Source organism: Sorangium sp. So ce124 (assembly GCF_051525235.1).
GTDB classification, from domain to species: Bacteria; Myxococcota_A; Polyangia; order Polyangiales; family Polyangiaceae; genus Sorangium; species Sorangium atrum.
In genome coordinates, this window is record NZ_CP150312.1 from 12582883 (window position 1) to 12599598 (window position 16716).

A 16716-nucleotide genomic window follows, 5' to 3' on the forward strand; every position below is an offset into this window, starting at 1 on the left:
CAGCGCCCGTCAGGGCGGCGGGTCCAGCGGCCACGTGGCCACGAGCGCGCGCGCGTCGGGCGTGCGCGCCTTCGAGAGCACCGCGAGCGTCACGGTGCGATCCGTGACCAGCACGCACGGCGCGGAGAAGGTCGCTGGATCGGCGCCGCCGGCGTCCACGGGGAGCACGCGGAACGCGGCGCCCGGGGCCGGCCGGTGCGCGACGAGCAGGTGGGCGGCGGAGGTCGCGACGATCACGAGCCCGCCGCCCGCGCGGTCGGCGTCGAGCTCGAAGACGCGGCGGTCGCCGAACGGCGCGTCCTCGGCGCCGGCAGGGCCGTACGCCGCATCGCGGGCCGAGACGCGCACCGTGCCGGGCAGCGCGCCGCCGCGCGAGGCGCCGGGGGCGACGCGCTTGCACACCGCGGTGGGGCCCGGCGACCCGGCGAGGACCACGACGTCGATGCACTCGCCGAGCGGGCGCTCCGTCGAGGCACCGCCGGCCGCCGCGGGCTCCAGCACGACCGCCGTCGCGTTGTCGACGACGGCGGACACGGCGCCCGGGGCGCCGGGGGAGGGCGCGGGGAGCGAGCCGGCGGCCGCGCCGCGCACGAACCGAGGCCCGCTGAAGCTCGCGAACGGCCGGTGCGCCGTGAGCGAGGTGCGGAGACCGGAGGCGCCGTCGAGCCGGACGAGCGCGTTCACCGCGCCGCCCGCGACCTCCACGACGAACGACAGCGCGCCGCCGTCCGCCGCTGCGGCGTCCCAGCGGGGCAGCGCGGGCAAGAGCTGCGGGATCGTGGCGACGGCGCCCGACGGACCGCGGCCCGCGAGCGGCAAGGCCCAGATGTCCGTGCGGTGCGGCGGCGCCGCGCTGTGCGTCGACGACGCGAGCAGCACGGGCGCCCCGTCGAGCGCGACGAGGCGCAAGGTGTCCGCGAGCGGGGCGTCGGGCAGCGCGGCGGGAGAGAGCGCGACAGGCGGAGGGGGCGTTTCGTTCATGGGCGCAGATCCGGGGGCGGGGCGGCACGCGGCGGCGGCGAGACAGACGAGGAGCGCGGGCGCGGGAGGCCCGCGCCGCGGCCTCCAGGGGGTGTTGGTCGAGAGGGGCGAGGGCATGCCGGTCGACCTCCGCGCTGCGCTAGCGCGACAGACGGGTTGAAGCCGCATGAAAACAGCAAGAAATTGAGCCGCCAAGGCGCCGAGGACGCCAAGATTCTATTGTCTTCTTGGCATCCTCGGCGCCTCGGCGGTTCATTCCCCTGGTTTCCAAGCTGGTCGGTGCTCTAGATGCGGGCGTTCGTGCGCATGTTCCACAGCTGCACGAGGGCCTGCGGGTTCGACGATTTCGGGTAGCCGGCGAGCGCGGCCGCGAACAGCCCGTCGATCGCGCCGGTCTCCCACGTGGCCGCGTCGGCGAACGGCCCGCCGCCATACGAGGGGTCGTAGAGCTGCCCGCCGTGCACGACGATGAAATGGTTGAAGAACGCGGGCGGGGGCTCGGGGTTCCGCTGGCCGGGGATCCCCGGCAGGTTGACCACGTCGGTCCACATGCGGTGGGTCCACGGGGCGGGCTGCGTGGCCGCGTTCCACTGCCAGTTCTTCACGAGGAACCCTTGAGATCCCGAGGTCCACGCCGTCACCGTGACGACGACCACCACCTTGTCGGCGCTGGTGATGCCGTGGACCTTGAGCATGTCGATGAAGAACTCGGCCCACGAGCCGCACTGCCCGCTGCCGTCGGCGCTCGCGAGGAGCAGGCGGGTGTTCGTGCAGGTGGTCGTGTTCGGGTTCCAGTACGTGAGGCCAACGCCGTCGCGCTTGCGCGTGAGCGCCCGCGTGGCGAAGGGCGCGAAGCTCTGCGACACGACGCGCCCCTCGGTCGTCTCTCCCTGGGCCGCGCGGCACGAGATGTCCACGAGCGTCCAGTGAACCGTGCCGGCCGGCGCGCCGAGCACCGCGTACACGAGGTGCGTCGTCGTGCCGGCGCCGACCCAGCCGGTGCCGGCGGCGTTCGCCTCCCACGCGATCGTCAGCGGATCGTAGCAGGCGACGACGTCCGGCAGCGGCGCGCTGCTCGTCATCGTGGGCGTGGAGACGTCGACCGACCCGGGCGAGACGCTGACCGTGCACGTCCACTCGAGCGTGGCGCCGCCGGCCATGGCGCGGCCGCGCAGCTGCACGGACTCGGTCCCGGTGGGCGGCCGGAGCACGCGCAGCACCACGGCGAGCGGGACACGCGCGCCGCGGACGTAGCAGACCGGCGATTGATCCGCCGCCTGCCGGGTGCTCAGCCACTCGGGGGAGGCGAAGTTCCCGAGAGAGTCCCGCTCCACCGCGTGGTTCGCCGCGAAGTCGACCTGGATCACGCCGACCAGCGCATGGACGATGTCGGGCGCCTTCGGCGACGGCTGCACCGGCGGCGGCACCTCGAGCGGCCTGCGCGCCTCCGGGGCGCGCGGCGGCGGGCCGCGGAAGGCGAGGATGCACCCCGTCCGGAGCAGCTCGGCGACGCGCTCGCGGAGCAGGTCGAGCTCGCGCGCCGCGTCGAGCGACACGATGCCGGCGCCCGCGGCGCACAGCTCGCTCAGGAGATCGACGCGCTCGCGGTCCGGCTCCTCCGAAGGGAACCACGCGGGCACCTCGAGGGCGGCCAGATGAGGCTCGATCGGCTCCGCGCCCTGGGGCAGGACCGCGCCGGCTGCGCGGACGAAGCCGACGTCTCCGTACGCATCGACGACCTGCCAGACGTTGCCCATGAATCCGCGCGATCCGCTGTCCGCTGTTCCCCCGGCGCCCGATCTGACTAGGCCCGCCCTCGCCGTGCGTCAACCGTTCGTCAAGCAGCGCGCCGGCATGTCGACGGCATGCGCGCCGGCATGTCGACGGCATGCGCGCCAACATGTCGACAACGTCGACGCGCGTGAATGTGCCCACCCGGCCGGCGAGCGATGGTAGGCTCGACGGCTCGGGCTCCCGGACGGGCGAGGGCGAGGCGACCGATGGCGGACGGTGCGATCGAGTTTGATTTCGCTGTGGAAGGCGCGACCGATCCGTGGCGCGTCGCGCGGATCGAGGGTCATGAGGGCATATCGCGGCTGTTCCACTTCCGCGTGACGCTCGCGTCGACGGACGCCGCGCTCGCGTTCGACGGGCTGGTCGGGCAAACGTGCCTGCTCACGATCCGGAACGACGCGTCGACTCGGTACATCCACGGCATCATCGCGCGCTTCGAGCAGCACGAGGAAGGGCGCTCGGTCACCACCTATCTGGCGACGGTCGCCCCGCGGGCGTGGCGCCTGCAGCACCGGCACGACTACCGCATCTTCCAGGAGGCGACGGCGCCGGAGATCATCGACAAGGTGCTCCGCGCGGCGGGCCTGTCCTCCGACGATTTCCGCATCTCGACGGCGATGACCCACGATCGGCGGGAGTACAGCGTGCAGTACGCCGAGACGGACTGGGCGTTCATCAGCCGCCTGATGGAAGAGACAGGCATGTTCTGCTTCTTCGAGCACAAGGCCGACAACCACGTGCTCGTCTTCGGCGACGCGCCGTTCGTCCACGAGCCCATCGACGGATCGAGCGTCGTGCCGTACCGGGCCGCCGGCGGGGCGCTCACCTCGCAGGAGGCCGTCTCCCGCTTCTCGATGGCCGAGGAGGTCCGGCCCGGCAAGGTCACCGTCCGCGATTACAACTTCCAGAAGCCCAGCCTGAGCCTGGAGGGGGAGGCGGAGGCCGACCGCGACACCGATCTGGAGGTGTACGTGTATGCCACCGAGCACGATCTACCCGAGGAGGGCGCCCAGCTCGCGAAGCTCCGGCTCGAGCAGCTCCAGCTCGTGCGCCGCACGGCGGAGGGGCAGGGGAGCGTGCTCCGGTTCATGCCCGGGGCCACCTTCACGCTCGAGGACCACGGCCGCGAGAGCTTCAACCGCGGATACCTGATCACGCGCGTCGACCATTTCGGCTCGCGGGCCGTCGGGGGGGAGTCGCAGGATACCGTCGTGGGGTATTCCAATCGATTCCAGTGCATCCCGGACGACGTGCCCTACCGCACGCCCGTGCAGACGCCCAAGCCGACGCCCCGCGGAATCCAGACGGCGATCGTCGTGGGCCCGGCGGGCGAGGAGATCCACACGGACATCTATGGCCGTGTGAAGGTGCAGTTCCACTGGGACCGGAAGGGGCGCCGCAACGAGCACAGCTCGTGCTGGATGCGCGTGAGCCAGATCTGGGCGGGCGCCGCGTGGGGCTCGATGTACATCCCGCGCATCGGCCACGAGGTCGTCATCGACTTCCTCGAGGGCGACCCGGATCGCCCGCTGATCGTCGGGCGCGTCTACCACGGCGCGAACGTGCCGCCCTACGCGCTGCCGGCCGAGAAGACGAAGAGCACCATCAAGTCGGACACCTCGCCGGGCGGCGGCGGCTCGAACGAGCTCAGGTTCGAGGACAGGAAAGGCGCGGAGGAGATCTACCTGCACGCGCAGAAGGACTGGAACATCGAGGTCGAGAACGACAAGACCCAGTCCGTCGGCCACGACGAGCGCCTGACCGTCGGCCACGACCGGAAGAAGCGCATCGACAACAGCCAGTGGGAGTCGATCGGCGCCTTCAAGACCACGGAGGTCGGCCAGGATCACAACGAGAAGATCGGCGCGAACCGCACGCTCGGCGTCGTCCAGAGCGAGAGCGTGGACATCGGCGAGAACGCGAGCCTGAAGATCGGGCAGGGCCGGAAGACCGATGTCGGGAAGGACGACATCGAGTCGGTGGGCGGCAAGCGCGAGCTCTCGGTGGGCGGCGAGGAGACCGTCAAGGTGGGTGATCGCGCGACGCTGGAGGTCGGCTCGAAGCGCAACACCACCGTCGGCAGCGACGACTCGCTGTCGGTCGGCGGCACCGAGACCCGGAACATCGACGTGGACGCGACCGAGTCCGTCGGCGGGAAGAAGACCGTCAAGGTCGGCGAGAAGTTCACGCTGGAGTGCGGGAGCGGCAAGATCATCGTCGACAGCTCCGGCAAGATCACCGTCGAGGGGTCGGACATCACCGTGAAGGGCTCGGGCACCGTCAAGGTGGAGGGCGCCAAGGTCGAGGTGAAGAGCGACGGTGACGTGAGCGTCAAGGCGGGCTCGAACATCAAGCTCTCGGGGAGCGGGGTCGACATCAACTGAGCGGCGGCGCGCAGGATCGGAGCCGAGGCGGATGGTTCACGAGGTGGTGGCTGATCACGCGGAGATGGCGTCGTTCCTCTGGGAGCTCCGCGAGATGGCCGTGAGGTCGCACCACTACACGCTGGCCGATCTCGCGGAGCTCGAGGAGCGCGTCGAGGCCCACCTCGATGGGCTCCGGATCGCGGGGGAGCCCGGCTGGGAGCTCACGCTGGCCGCCCTCTCCACGAAGGATCCCGGCGCGTTCTTCGCGGCGGCCATCGCCGCGGTCGAGGCGCGCGACTACCCGGGCTTCGCGGCCGTGCTCGACGCGACGGAGGAGGCGGACGAGCCCGCCGCCGGCATCGCGGGCGCCCTCGCGTGGGCGTCGCCGGCCGACGCGTTCGCGATCGTGGCGCCGATGCTGTCGGGGGCGCAGCCGCCGGCGCTGCGCCGCCTCGCGCTGGCCGCGTGCGTCGCGCACCGCCGCGATCCCGGGCAGCTCCTCGGCTACGCGATCTGCGACGGCGACGCGGCGGTCCGCGCGCTGGCCTTCCGCGCGGCCGGCGCGCTGGGCCGCGCCGATCTGGCGGGCGAGCTCCGCGGCGCGTGGGGCTCGGACGACGAGGCCGAGCGCTTCTGGTCGGCGTGGGCCGGCGCGCTGCTCGGGGCGCGCGGCGCGGACGAGGCGCTGTGGAGCGTCGCCGGGCGGAGCGGCGCGTTCGCCGAGGAGGCGGCCGACTGCGCCGCCCGCGTGAGCCCGCCGGGCGAGGCCCGCCGCCGGATCGAGGCGCTGATGCGGTCGCCCGGCCTCGGGCGGGTCTGCCTCGTCGCGGCGGGGGCGCTTGGCGATCCGGCGCTGCTGCCGTGGGTGCTCGACCGGCTGGACGTCGCGCCGCTCGCGCGGCTCGCCGGCGAGGCGCTCTCGCGCATCACCGGCGCGCCGATCGAGGGGGCGCTGCGCGGGGCCCCGGCGCCCGGCTTCGACGCCGGGCCGAGCGACGATCCGCGCGACGCCAGCGTGAAGATGGATCCGGACACGCAGCTCCCGTGGCCGCACGGGGCGAACGCGCGGGCGCTCTGGGCGGCGCACCGCGGGCGCTTCGCGTCGGGGGTGCGCCACGTGGAGGGCCGCCCGCTGGACGAGGGGGCGCTCGATCGCGTGCTCCGGCTCGGCGGCCAGCGGCGCCGCGCGGGCGCCGCGTTCGAGCGGGCGGCGCGCGCGCCGGGCCGCCCGCTGTTCGACGTGACCGCGCGGGTCGAGCGGCAGAGGGCCGCGCTCGGGGCCTCGCCGTGACGGCGCCGCCCGCGCCGCGCGCCCTCGGGCACGCCGCGGTCGCGGTGCGCCCCTTCCGCTCCCGGGGGCGGGTGATGCTCGCGGTGGTCGTCAAGGCGACCTTCCAGCTCGAGCACAAGCGCGCCATGTCGCCGCTCCCGCCCGCGCCGATCGTCGCGGCGGACGTGCGCGCGGGGCGCGCCGCGGCCGATCCGCGCGCCGCCATCTCGGCGGCCGCGGAGATGGCCCCGTTCCTTCCGCGCGCGGACGTTCTCCTCGGCGGGCACGCCTGGGCCCGCGGCCGGAGCCCGGCGCCGCTCGTCCCGGTCCGCCTGCGCGTCGGCCTCGACGCGGCCGTCCTCCTCGACAAGGCCCTGCACGTCTACGGCGATCGCGGCGGCAACGGCCGCGGCGCCCCGCAGCCGTTCCTCGCCATGCCGCTCGGCTACGAGCGCGCCCCCGGCGGGCCGGCCGACCCCGACAACCCGGCCGGCGTCGATCCGCGCGCCGGCCGCGCGCCCAACATCATCGATCCCCGGCAGCCTACCCGCGCGGCCGGCTTCGGGCCGATCGCGGCGCACTGGCCCGCGCGGCAGCGCCGGCTGGGCAACGCCGATCCGCGCGGCGTGCAGGCCCCGTGGCCCGTGATCCCGGATGGCTTCGACTGGGCGTATTTCCAGGCGGCGCCGGTCGATCAACAGACGCCGTATCTCCGGGGGAACGAGTGGATCCTGATCGAGGGGATGCACCCGGATCTCGACCGCATCGAGGCCTGGTTGCCTGGCCCCGTCGCCGAGGCGCGGGTCGCGTTCGGGGGGGCGGCGCAGCCGCAGGCGTTGCCGCTGGTCGCCGACATGCTCGTGATCGACGCCGATCGCTGGCTTTGCTCGCTCGTGTGGCGCGCGAGCGCGGTGCTGCCGGGCGAGGAGGCCCTCGCCGGCGTCCGGGTCACGGCCAGGGTCGCGCTCCCAGGCGAGGACGTGCCGTGGGACCCCGCGGCAGCGCCGCCGGCCCGCGCGGAGAGGGCGCAGGCGGCGCCGCAGCAGGCGCGAGCGGCGCAGGCGGCGCCGCAGCAGGCGCGAGCGGCGCAGGCGCCGGCTGCGGCGAGCCCGCAGCGGGCGGGGCGCGGGGCGGAGCATCCGCTGGCGGGGACGGTGGCGCTCGATCCGGAGGAGGCGTCGGCCGCGGCGAGCCCGCAGCGGGCGGGGCGCGGGGCGGCGGACCATCCGCTGGCCGGGACGGTGCCGGTCGATCCGGACGAAGGGCAGTCAGACCCCGCGTTGCCGTTCCGGTCGCCCGCGGCCTCCGTGGGAGGACCGCGCCCTCCGCTGGCCAGGACGCTGCCGGTCGATCCGGACGAGGGGCAGCCGAACCCCGCCCTACCGTTCCGGCCGCCCGCGGCCTCCGTGGGAGGACCGCGCCCCGAGAGGTCTCGCACGGCGGAGCTGCCCGCCGCGGCAGGGGCACCGCCTGCGGAGCCGCGGCGCGGCGGCCTGCCCTTCGTGGCGCAGGCGGGCGCAGCTTCCGGGGCGCTGCCGTTCGCGCCCGCCGCCCCGCCTTCCCCGGGCGCCCGCGATGGCGCGGCGGCGTGGGCGCTGCCGTTCGTCGCCCCCGTCGCGGCGTCGCCTGCAGCGCCGGTCCGAGCGCCGGCGTCGGCGTCGGGCGTGCTGCCGTTCGTACCCCCGGCGGGCGCGTCCGGCGTGCTGCCGTTCGCGCCAGCGCCGGCCGCGCCCGTTCCTGCTGCTCCCCAGACGCCGGCCGCGCACCCTCCAGCGCCAGCGCCGGCCGCGCCGGAGCGCTCCTCGCCGTGGGCGTCGGGCGCGGCGCCCCACGCCGCCTCGGAGCCGCAATCGCCGTGGGTGTCGGGCGCAGCCGTGGCCTCGGCGCACGTCGCCGCGCCGCCGCCCGCCGCGCCGTCGTACGCCCTCTCCCAGCCGCGCATCGCGCCGTCGTACGCCCTGGGATCCTCGCCCGCCGCCTCGCCGTCGCCCGCCGCCTCGCCGTGGCCCGCGGCGGCCGCCGCCGCACCTGCCCGTCGCCCCGCGCGCCCGCGCCGGCAGCGCCTCGCCCCGGACGCGCGCCCCTCGTCGGAGCCGCTCATCCCGCCGCGCAAGCGCCGCCCCGCGAAGGTCGCGGCCGAGGGCCTCGGCGCCTCGTTCCTCCGCTCGGTGCCCGACGCCGCGCCCACGCCCACCTGAACATGGACCTCCGCAACCGAACCCCCTTCGTCGCCGAGCGCATCGTCCACGTCGATGCCGCCGGCGCCGAGGTGCTCGTCGTCCTCGTCAAGGCGACGCTCGCCATCCACGCCGGCGGCCGCCTCGCGCCCGCGGCCGAGCAGGTGCCGCTCCAGCACGCCGACGCCTTCCACGGCGAGCCGGGCCTCTCGAGCGTCCGCTACGAGAGCGATCTCGCGCCGCACAAGGTCGGCACGGACGTCGTCGTCCTCGGCCACGCATACCCGCCCGGCCGCCGCGACGCCGAGGTCCAGGTCTCCGTGCGCGTCGGCCCGATCCGCACGACCATCGCCGTCTTCGGCGACCGCACCTGGGCGCGCCCCGCGTCCCCCGCGCCGTTCGAGCGGATGCCGCTCGTGTACGAGCGCGCGTTCGGCGGGCGGGACGAGTCCGCCGAGTCCGCCGCCGACCACGAGGTCGAGCCGCGCAACCCCGTCGGACGCGGGTTCCGGGCGCGCCGCTCGCTCGTCGACCCCGCGCAGCTCGCCATGCCGAACCTCGAAGATCCCAGGAAGCCGCTCCGCTCCCCGGACGATCGCCCCGAGCCCGTCGGCCTCGGCTTCATCGCGCGCAGCTGGCAGCCGCGCCTGCGCTACGCCGCCACGGCGCCCGACCCCTCGTCGCCGCCGCCTCCCGCCGGGTCGCCGCCCCCTGCGCCGTCGCCGTTCCTGCCCGCCGCCTTCGACCCTCGCTACCACCAGGGCGCGCACCCGCGCCTCGTGGCCACGCCGCACCTGCGCGGCGGCGAGCCGGTCGAGCTCGTGCACCTGAGCCCCCTCGGCCCGCAGCGCTTCTCGCTGCCCCCCGCGACGCCTCGCGCCGTGGTCGTGATCGACTCCGAGCGCCGCCCGCTCCCGCTGGTCCTCGACACAGTGGTCCTCGAGCCCGACGACCTCCGCGCCGTGCTCGTGTACCGGGGCGCCATGCCCGTCGGTCGCGATGTCTTCCGCGTGCGCCGCATCGAGGTGGAGCCCGCGCCCGCATGAGCACCGGAGCCGTCATCACCGCCGCCGGCATGGTCACCGCGCTCGGCGACACCGCCGCGTCCACAACGGCCGCGGTCCGCGCCCGCCTCACGCGCTTCCGCGAGTGGCCGAGCTACCCCTGCCTCCCCGCCGACCCGCCCCGCCCGGAGGAGCCCTTCTCCGTGGTCGCGGCGTACACCGATCTCCCCCGCGCGCTCGACCTCCCGGTCCGCTTGCTCGCGCTGGCGCTCCAGGACCTCGCGACCTCCGCCGATCTCGCGCGCGCCGATCTGGAGGACGCCTCGTTCTTCCTCGCGCGCCCCTCGCCCGGCCCCTCCGCGCACCACCACGAGCTGCGCGACGCCTTCCGGGAGAGGGTCGCGGACGCCGCCGGCATCGACGCCGTGACCCGCGGCCTCCTCGCCCCCGACGGGCACGCCGCCATGCTCCTCGGCCTGGCCCACGCGGCGCGCGCCGTCGAGGCCGACCCCGGCACGCCCTGGATCGTGGCAGGCGCCGACGCCCTGGTCGACGTGGGGCTGCTCGAGGCGCTCGACCATGCGCGCCGCCTCAAGAGCCGCCGCAACCTCGACGGGTTCATCCCGGGCGAGGCCGCGGCGGCGCTGCTCGTCGAGCACCGCCGCCGCGCCGAGGCGCGCGGCGCCCCCATCCTGGCCGAGATCGAGGGCTCGGGCGTCGGCCAGGAGCCCCAGACCATCGAGAGCGGCGATCCCCCCTCGGGCGCGGCGCTCGCCGCGGCGCTCGCCGCCGCGTGCGCCGCGGGCGGCCCGCCCGCGTGGGTCCTCTGCGATCTCAACGGCGAGAGCTACAGGGCCAAGGAGTGGGGGCTCGCGCGCGTCCGCGCGCCGGCGCTCCTCGGGGGCGTGCGGGCGCTGTGGCACCCCGCCGACGGCTACGGCGACGTCGGCGCCGCGACCGGCGGGTGCCTCGCGGCCGCGTGCGTGCGATCGTTCGAGCGAGGTGCGGCGCGCGCGTCCCCCGCGGGGCGCGCCGCGCTCTTCGCGGGCTCCGGCGACGGGACGCGCGCCGCCGTGTGCCTCGTCTCGGCTGCAGCGAAGAGGGCGTGAAGGAGGAGCGATATGCCTGTCACCGTAGGAGTCAACTCACGCACGGTCGTCCACGCCGCGAGCAATGGAATGACCATCGCCTTCCCGGACGTGTGCCTCACCCCCGCGCCGCCCGCCCCGCCGGTCCCCGTGCCCTATCCCAACATCGCCATGTCGTCCGACGCCGCGAGCACCGCGAAGAACGTCAAGGCCGACGGCAACCCGCTCTGCCATCAGGACAGCAACTTCTCGCGCAGCAGCGGCGACGAGGCGGGCACGAACGGGGGCGTCGCCTCCGGCGTGAACATGAACAAGGCCGAGTTCATCAGCTACTCGTTCGACGTCAAGGTCGAGGGGAAAGGCTGCGCCCGCGCGCTCGATCTCATGCTCCACAACAGCAAGAACACCCCGCCCACGCCGGTCATCCAGCCGCCGCTCATCGTCATCGTCATGGAGGAGCCCCCGCCCGCGCCCGAGAACCCCAAGGACTGGGGCGTCGACAAGATCGAGGTGTTCTGAAGGGGTCGCCGCGGAGCGAGCCTCGACCCGCGCCGCGCCGCGCTAGCTGATGGACCGGACTCCCCGCTGATTCGTCCTGGAGCTCTCGCATGCCGACGATCAAGCAATACGTGAACCTCCCTGTCGCCGCGACCGGCGTGAACGGTCCTGTGCGGCAGCTGCGCGTCACGCCCAACCAGGTGCCCAACGTCGCGCCCGGCGATCGCGTGGACTGGTGGATCGAGCCCGACCCGGGCAACGAGAGCCTCGCATTCCAGTCGCTGACCGAGCGCACGAGGCTCGCGCACGGCGCGGCCCCCGGGGTGACGGTCGGCATGGGGCACCACTTCGACAACACGCTGACGTTCACGCACATCGGCGGCGACAAGTACACGATCAAGGCGTCGCGCGACGGGCAGCGGGCGCAGTTCCTCGCCACGGATGAGTTCCAGACGTGGCGAAAGCTCTATTATACCGTCTGGTATTCCGGCGCGCAGACGCTCGCCACGTACAACAACATCGATCCGCGGTTCGTGGGCGAGTTCGCGCGGCACTTCATCGAGCTGGAGCGCAGGGCGGTCCTCCCGGCGCTCGCGACCGTGGACTCGGCCCGCGTCGACTTCCAGAGCCTGTCGCAGCAGGCGGTCAGCTCGCCGACCTTCGACTGGCCGTTCATGAACGGCGGCCCGAACGCGCTGCTCAACCTGCGCGTCGGCGGAGCGCCCCCCGGGGGGGGCACGCTGACCGACAAGCCGCTTCACATGGCCTTCCTGCTGGTGCCGAACTGCTATTACACGCAGCTGGAGCGGCGCGCGTTCCCCACGGCGAACAACGCGGTCGGGAGCATCACCACGTTCCGCACCGTGTGGCGCGACCCCACGAACGGCAACAACTTCATGTGGACGGCGCAGGCGTCGTGGCCGGCGGCCGGCGCCACCGACGTGCGGGCGTACTTCACCTTCACGCCCGGGTCGCCGAACCGCGTCAACTGGAACCTCACCACGCTGCCGGGCCTCACGGCCCACCTCGCCACGCCGGGCAACACGTACAACCTCACCTTCTCGTTCATCTGGAAGAGCTCGATCAACGGTTATAGCTGGGGCAATTTCTGCGTCGTCGGGTGCACGGGCCCCGGCCGGAGCGAGACGGCGGTCCTCGGCACCTTCGTCCACGAGATGGGGCACGGCATCGGGCAGACCGTCCGGCAGGAGCCGCAGTACAGCGCGACCGGCGTCGCGCTCGCCACGCAGCTCGCCAACCCCCGCTGGTACACCGACCAGTTCGGCGGGCAGGGCCCGCACTGCAACACGAACGCGGGCCTCACGCCGGACCCGTCCACAACGTCGGGCCAGCGGTACGACTGGTGGCCCGCGCTCGGTGGGCGGCTCTGCACCATCTACCACGCCGGTCACAGCAACCGCGACGACGGCGTCTTCTGCCCCGTGTGCGCACCGCGCATCCGCCGCGTGCGCCTCGATACGCCGGCGCAGACCTCCCGCAACTGGAACCACTTTGGCTGAACCTCGCGGGCGGGGGGCGCGCTGCTCCCTCGACCCCGCGCCCCGCGCCGCACCCACGTCGAGAGGACCCCATGGACATCGAACCCCGGACACCCTTTGGCTTCGCCCCCCACGCGGGCTCGCCCGAGATCGCGGCCGGCAAGGAGGCCATCCGACTCGCGATCTCGCGGGTGTCCTTCGCGGCGGGCACGGTGGAGCTCGACGTCTCGGCGTCGTTCCTGTTCCCGGACGCCGTCGCGAGCCGCTACCGCGACGTCGAGGAGTCGATGGTCCTCGTCGTCCACGACATCGAGCAGGCCGACGGCGGCGCACTGCTCGCGCGCAACACGTTCATCGAGTTCCCGGCGGGCGAGCGCGACGGCCCGAACCAGCTCGCCGAGCCCGCGCTGCCCATGCCGGGCCGCGGGAGCCTCGCGTCCGAGGGCTATCAGGGCGCCTGGCTCAACGTCACCGTCGCTTTCCCCTGCGCCGTGGCGGTGCCCCGTTACCGGCCGAGCGTCTATGTGTACCTCGTCCTCGAGAACTACGTGTCGAACGTGATAGGCATCGATCTCGTCGACAAGAAGGCCATCGAATTCTGACCGGCGGTGAACCCATGCTCGTCCGATCCGTCTCTTTCGGCCTGACCGCGGAGACGCCCGCGACCTCCGGCGCGGGCGTCGTCCTCGCCCAGCCGGGCCCGCCCCTCGTCGAGGGCGGCGCCCTCGTCCACGTCGTCCACGGCAGCTCGCGCGTGCCCGCCGTCGATATCGAGGTCGAGCGCGCCGAGGTGCTCCGCGGCGTCTTTCTCACGCTGATCTACGCGCCCGCGCAGGGCGGCGTCACGGTGCCTCTGCTCGGGCCGAGGCTCGTCTTCCCGGACGACATCGACGACGTGGGCGCGGACCTCGTGGGCAGCTTCCGGTGCGAGATCGTCCTGGCACCCCGGGTCGGGGCGTTCTATCTGCACGCGGCGTATCGCCAGTACGTCTCCAACGTGGTTCGCCTCATGGCCCCGCCCGGTGCCCGATGACGCCTGTTTATTCCGTTATCGTCGTCACGTGGAACAACCTCCAGTACACGGCGCGATGTGTGGACGCACTCCTCCGCACGCTCCCCTCGGACGCGGAGGTGGTCTTCGTCGACAACGGCTCGGAGGACGGCACCCCCGCTTACCTCACCGACGTCGCGCGCCGGCTCGGGGACGCCGCCAAGACGGTCTTCCTGGACGAGAACCTCGGCCTGGCCGGCGGCGCGAACCGGGGACTCGAGGTCGCTGCCGGGGAGTACCTGGTGTTCCTCGACAACGATGTCGTTGTGACCCCGAGGTGGCTGGAGGGGCTGCGAGAGTGCATGGAGGAGGCGCCGCGGGCCGTGCCCGGGGCGCGGCGCGTCGGGCTGGTCGGGCCCGTGACGAACAGCGCGCGCGGCCCGCAGAAGGTGCAGAACCCGCCGCCGTTCCAGCCGGAGGCGCTGAACGAGCTCGCGGCCGAGCACCGCGAGGCGTTCCGCCGGCGGTGGGCGCCGTCGTTCGCCCTCTCGACCTTCTGCCTGATGATGCGCCGCGAGGTCTACGCCGAGATCGGCGGCCTCGACGAGCGCTTCTTCCCGGTGGGCCACGAGGGCGCCGACCTCGCCTTGCGGGCGCAGGAGCGCGGCTTCGAGTGCATGATCGCGAGCGACGTGTACGTGCACCACGAGGGGAGCGCCACGCTGAGCAAGGCGTTCCCGGGCGCGCAGGGCGGCCTCGGGGGCGCGGAGCTCTTCTTCGAGAAGTGGCGCGCCCGCCGCGCCGGGAAGACGCGGCTCGTGGCCGCGTACCGCGTCAGGGACGCGGAGGCGACGCTGCGCGAGAGCCTCGACGCGACAGCGCGGTTCGCCGACGCGATCGTCGTGCTCGACGACGGATCGACGGACGGGACGGGGGCGATCGCGCGGTCGCACCCCACCGTGGCCAGGTACGAGCGGACGGAGCTGCCGTCGATCGTCGATGAACGGCGCGATCGCGACCGCGCCCTGCAGATGGCGGCGGAGCTCTCCCCGGACTGGATCATCGCGGTCGACGCCGACGAGGTGTTCGAGATGGACCGCGCGCGCGCCGAGCGCCTCATGCAGCTCGCCGATCCGCACATCAAGGCGCTCGGCTTCCACTGGTACACGTTCTGGGAGCCGACGCGCACGTACTTCCGGGCGGACGGCGCGCTCGGGGCCATGTCGGGCTACCGCATGTACCGGAACGAGCCGGGCCTGCGCGTCGCCTGGGGGGCCGGGGGCGGCCTGCCCGGCGGCGGCATCCCCGAGATGCCGGACGGGTGCGGGCGCTTCACCGACGTCCGCGTGCGGCGGCTCGGCTACGACACCGAGGCGTCACGGCAGGCGCGGATCGCGCTCCACGGGCGGCCGGACCCGTCCACGCCGCCGCGCGCCGGCGCGCCCCCCGAGCTGGCCGATCTCGTGAGCAACACGGTGACGCTGCGCAGGTATGCGCCCGCGTCCGGCGTATCGCTCTGCATCATCGCGAGGAACGAGGCGGAGCGGCTGGAGCGGTTCCTCGCGTTCCTCGAGCCGTTCGTCGACGAGATATGCGTCGTCGACAACGGCAGCGACGACGCGACGGTCGAGATCGCGAGGAGGTTCACCGACCGGATTCGCGTCCACCGGACGGACCGGCTGGACCTGGCCGAGGTGCGCAACGTCGGCCTGGAGATGGCCACGCGGCCCTGGATCTTGAGCCTCGACCCGGACGAGGAGCTCGCGCACTGGGATCTGCCGCGCGTCGTGCGGCTCATGGACGACCTCGACGTCCATGCCTATTCGTTCGAGATCGCCAATCATCAGAAGGACGGCCCGCCCGTCATGACGATCGCCGTGCGGCTGTTCCGCAACGACGCGCGGATCCGGTACGGGCGCGCCGTCCACGAGACGGTGCAGCCGAGCCTCGACCGGCACCCGGAGCTCGTCGTTCGCCCGTCCGGCGTGGAGATCCAGCACTACGGCTTCCTGAAGGACGACGGCGTCATGGAAGAGAAGCTGTCGCGCTACCTGGAGGCGAACCAGCGCATGCGCGAGGAGGATCCGGCGGATCCGATGCCCTGGTACAACGAGGGTCTCCACCTCCTGAACGACGGCCGCGACGACGAGGCGATCGCGTTCCTCGAGAGGGCGATGGTGCTCGGCCAGCGCTTCCTCTCGCCGCGCTCGAGCCTGGCGCAGATCTACCAGCACCGGGCGCTCGCGCTGTGGCAGAGCATGGTCGCCGAGCTCCCGCCGGGTCACCCCGTGCGCCCGACGGCGGAGGAGAGCGCGGCGGCGCTGGGCCGCATCACGCCGGCGCGGATGCTGGTAGGGCAGGCGCGCAGGCGCAGGCTCCAGGGGCCATCGCATGGCGAGTGAGGGGCGGCGCGCGTTCATCGCGCAGGTCACCGCGGGGGCCGGCCTCGTGGCGCTCGGCGGCTGCGGCGGCGCGCCCGGGGCGGGGGGCGCGATCGCGGGGGCGAGGGGCGCGCCTGCGGCGGGGAAGGCCGCCCCTCCGGCACCGGGCGTCGCGGGCGCGGCGCCTGTCCTCGAGGCCGCGCTGCGGGGCGCCGTGCTCGCGCTCCGCTATCGATATCCGAGCTCCATGGGCGAGCGGCTCGCCGCCGCCCCGTGGGCCGCCACGCTCGTGGTAGCCATCCACCCCGCGTCGGCGTCCCCCGCCTGCCGGAGCCTCGCGACCGGCGCGCTGCGCACCGAGGCTCCCGTGCTGGATCAGGGGATGTTCCGCGCAGAGGCCGAGGTCGATCTGGCGGCGTTCTTCGGCCTGAAGGCGCCGTTCGTGCGCTATGTGCACGCGTCGTTTCTCCACCTCCGGTCCGACGTGCTGCGCGTCGCGGCCGGGTGAGCCGAGCGCGAGCACGCCTGTCGTGACCGAGCGCGCGGCGCGTGCGCCTCGGGGCCGCGCGGGCTGCTGACCTGAGCATTCGCGTTCATCCGTAGGACAGCAAGGATGTCCTCCGTCCGGAGAGGCCTTGCTCGATGACGGAGATACAAGACATCGGGG

13 protein-coding genes are annotated in these 16716 nt (G+C 74.0%); 11 read left to right on the forward strand and 2 right to left on the reverse strand.

What is annotated here, in order from left to right:
- Nucleotides 1-9: 9 nt before the first annotated feature.
- Nucleotides 10-981: a hypothetical protein gene (locus WMF19_RS47165; RefSeq protein ID WP_437896327.1), complete on the reverse strand. Its 972-nt coding sequence runs from the start codon at nt 979-981 to the stop codon at nt 10-12.
- Between the two features lie 284 nt (nt 982-1265).
- Nucleotides 1266-2738 (reverse strand): hypothetical protein, encoded by a 1473-nt coding sequence (locus WMF19_RS47170; RefSeq protein WP_437896328.1) that lies wholly within the window; start codon nt 2736-2738, stop codon nt 1266-1268.
- Nucleotides 2739-2981: 243 nt separating this feature from the next.
- Between WMF19_RS47170 and WMF19_RS47175 the strand changes: the two genes are divergently transcribed.
- From WMF19_RS47175 to WMF19_RS47225, 11 genes are all read left to right on the forward strand, one after another.
- Nucleotides 2982-5159, forward strand: coding sequence for a type VI secretion system Vgr family protein (locus WMF19_RS47175; RefSeq protein WP_437896329.1), 2178 nt, complete (start codon nt 2982-2984; stop codon nt 5157-5159).
- 43 nt (nt 5160-5202) lie between these two features.
- Nucleotides 5203-6432: a TIGR02270 family protein gene (locus tag WMF19_RS47180; protein WP_437896330.1), complete on the forward strand. Its 1230-nt coding sequence runs from the start codon at nt 5203-5205 to the stop codon at nt 6430-6432.
- A complete protein-coding gene (locus WMF19_RS47185; protein WP_437896331.1) occupies nt 6429-8609 on the forward strand; it encodes a DUF2169 family type VI secretion system accessory protein in 2181 nt (726 codons plus the stop codon). The genes WMF19_RS47180 and WMF19_RS47185 overlap by 4 nt, the downstream gene beginning before the upstream one ends.
- A gap of 2 nt (nt 8610-8611) precedes the next feature.
- On the forward strand, nt 8612-9634 hold the full coding sequence (locus WMF19_RS47190) for a DUF2169 family type VI secretion system accessory protein (protein ID WP_437896332.1): 1023 nt from the start codon (nt 8612-8614) through the stop codon (nt 9632-9634).
- Entirely contained in the window at nt 9631-10701 is a 1071-nt protein-coding gene (locus WMF19_RS47195) for a hypothetical protein (protein WP_437896333.1), read from the forward strand. The genes WMF19_RS47190 and WMF19_RS47195 overlap by 4 nt, the downstream gene beginning before the upstream one ends.
- Before the next feature lie 12 nt (nt 10702-10713).
- On the forward strand, nt 10714-11199 hold the full coding sequence (locus tag WMF19_RS47200) for a DUF4150 domain-containing protein (RefSeq protein WP_272096004.1): 486 nt from the start codon (nt 10714-10716) through the stop codon (nt 11197-11199).
- Between the two features lie 89 nt (nt 11200-11288).
- Entirely contained in the window at nt 11289-12698 is a 1410-nt protein-coding gene (locus WMF19_RS47205) for a hypothetical protein (RefSeq protein ID WP_437896334.1), read from the forward strand.
- Nucleotides 12699-12769: 71 nt separating this feature from the next.
- Nucleotides 12770-13279: a hypothetical protein gene (locus tag WMF19_RS47210; protein WP_437896335.1), complete on the forward strand. Its 510-nt coding sequence runs from the start codon at nt 12770-12772 to the stop codon at nt 13277-13279.
- Nucleotides 13280-13293: 14 nt separating this feature from the next.
- Nucleotides 13294-13710 carry a hypothetical protein gene (locus WMF19_RS47215; protein ID WP_437796706.1) on the forward strand — a complete coding sequence of 139 codons (417 nt, stop codon included), beginning with the start codon at nt 13294-13296 and terminating at the stop codon, nt 13708-13710.
- Nucleotides 13707-16070 carry a glycosyltransferase gene (locus WMF19_RS47220; RefSeq protein WP_437896336.1) on the forward strand — a complete coding sequence of 788 codons (2364 nt, stop codon included), beginning with the start codon at nt 13707-13709 and terminating at the stop codon, nt 16068-16070. Before WMF19_RS47215 ends, WMF19_RS47220 begins: the two co-directional genes overlap by 4 nt.
- The gene (locus WMF19_RS47225; protein WP_437896337.1) at nt 16060-16557 is read left to right on the forward strand and encodes a hypothetical protein; all 498 of its coding nucleotides are present in this window, start codon (nt 16060-16062) and stop codon (nt 16555-16557) included. The genes WMF19_RS47220 and WMF19_RS47225 overlap by 11 nt, the downstream gene beginning before the upstream one ends.
- Nucleotides 16558-16716: the final 159 nt, after the last annotated feature.

What these genes read in the sequence shown, in the direction of transcription:
- WMF19_RS47165 (WP_437896327.1), bottom strand. Translation starts at nt 981, where the DNA reads ATGAACGAAACGCCCCCTCCGCCTGTCGCGCTCTCTCCCGCCGCGCTG.
- WMF19_RS47170 (WP_437896328.1), bottom strand. Translation starts at nt 2,738, where the DNA reads ATGGGCAACGTCTGGCAGGTCGTCGATGCGTACGGAGACGTCGGCTTC.
- WMF19_RS47175 (WP_437896329.1), top strand. Translation starts at nt 2,982, where the DNA reads ATGGCGGACGGTGCGATCGAGTTTGATTTCGCTGTGGAAGGCGCGACC.
- WMF19_RS47190 (WP_437896332.1), top strand. Translation starts at nt 8,612, where the DNA reads ATGGACCTCCGCAACCGAACCCCCTTCGTCGCCGAGCGCATCGTCCAC.
- WMF19_RS47195 (WP_437896333.1), top strand. Translation starts at nt 9,631, where the DNA reads ATGAGCACCGGAGCCGTCATCACCGCCGCCGGCATGGTCACCGCGCTC.
- WMF19_RS47200 (WP_272096004.1), top strand. Translation starts at nt 10,714, where the DNA reads ATGCCTGTCACCGTAGGAGTCAACTCACGCACGGTCGTCCACGCCGCG.
- WMF19_RS47205 (WP_437896334.1), top strand. Translation starts at nt 11,289, where the DNA reads ATGCCGACGATCAAGCAATACGTGAACCTCCCTGTCGCCGCGACCGGC.
- WMF19_RS47210 (WP_437896335.1), top strand. Translation starts at nt 12,770, where the DNA reads ATGGACATCGAACCCCGGACACCCTTTGGCTTCGCCCCCCACGCGGGC.
- WMF19_RS47215 (WP_437796706.1), top strand. Translation starts at nt 13,294, where the DNA reads ATGCTCGTCCGATCCGTCTCTTTCGGCCTGACCGCGGAGACGCCCGCG.
- WMF19_RS47220 (WP_437896336.1), top strand. Translation starts at nt 13,707, where the DNA reads ATGACGCCTGTTTATTCCGTTATCGTCGTCACGTGGAACAACCTCCAG.
- WMF19_RS47225 (WP_437896337.1), top strand. Translation starts at nt 16,060, where the DNA reads ATGGCGAGTGAGGGGCGGCGCGCGTTCATCGCGCAGGTCACCGCGGGG.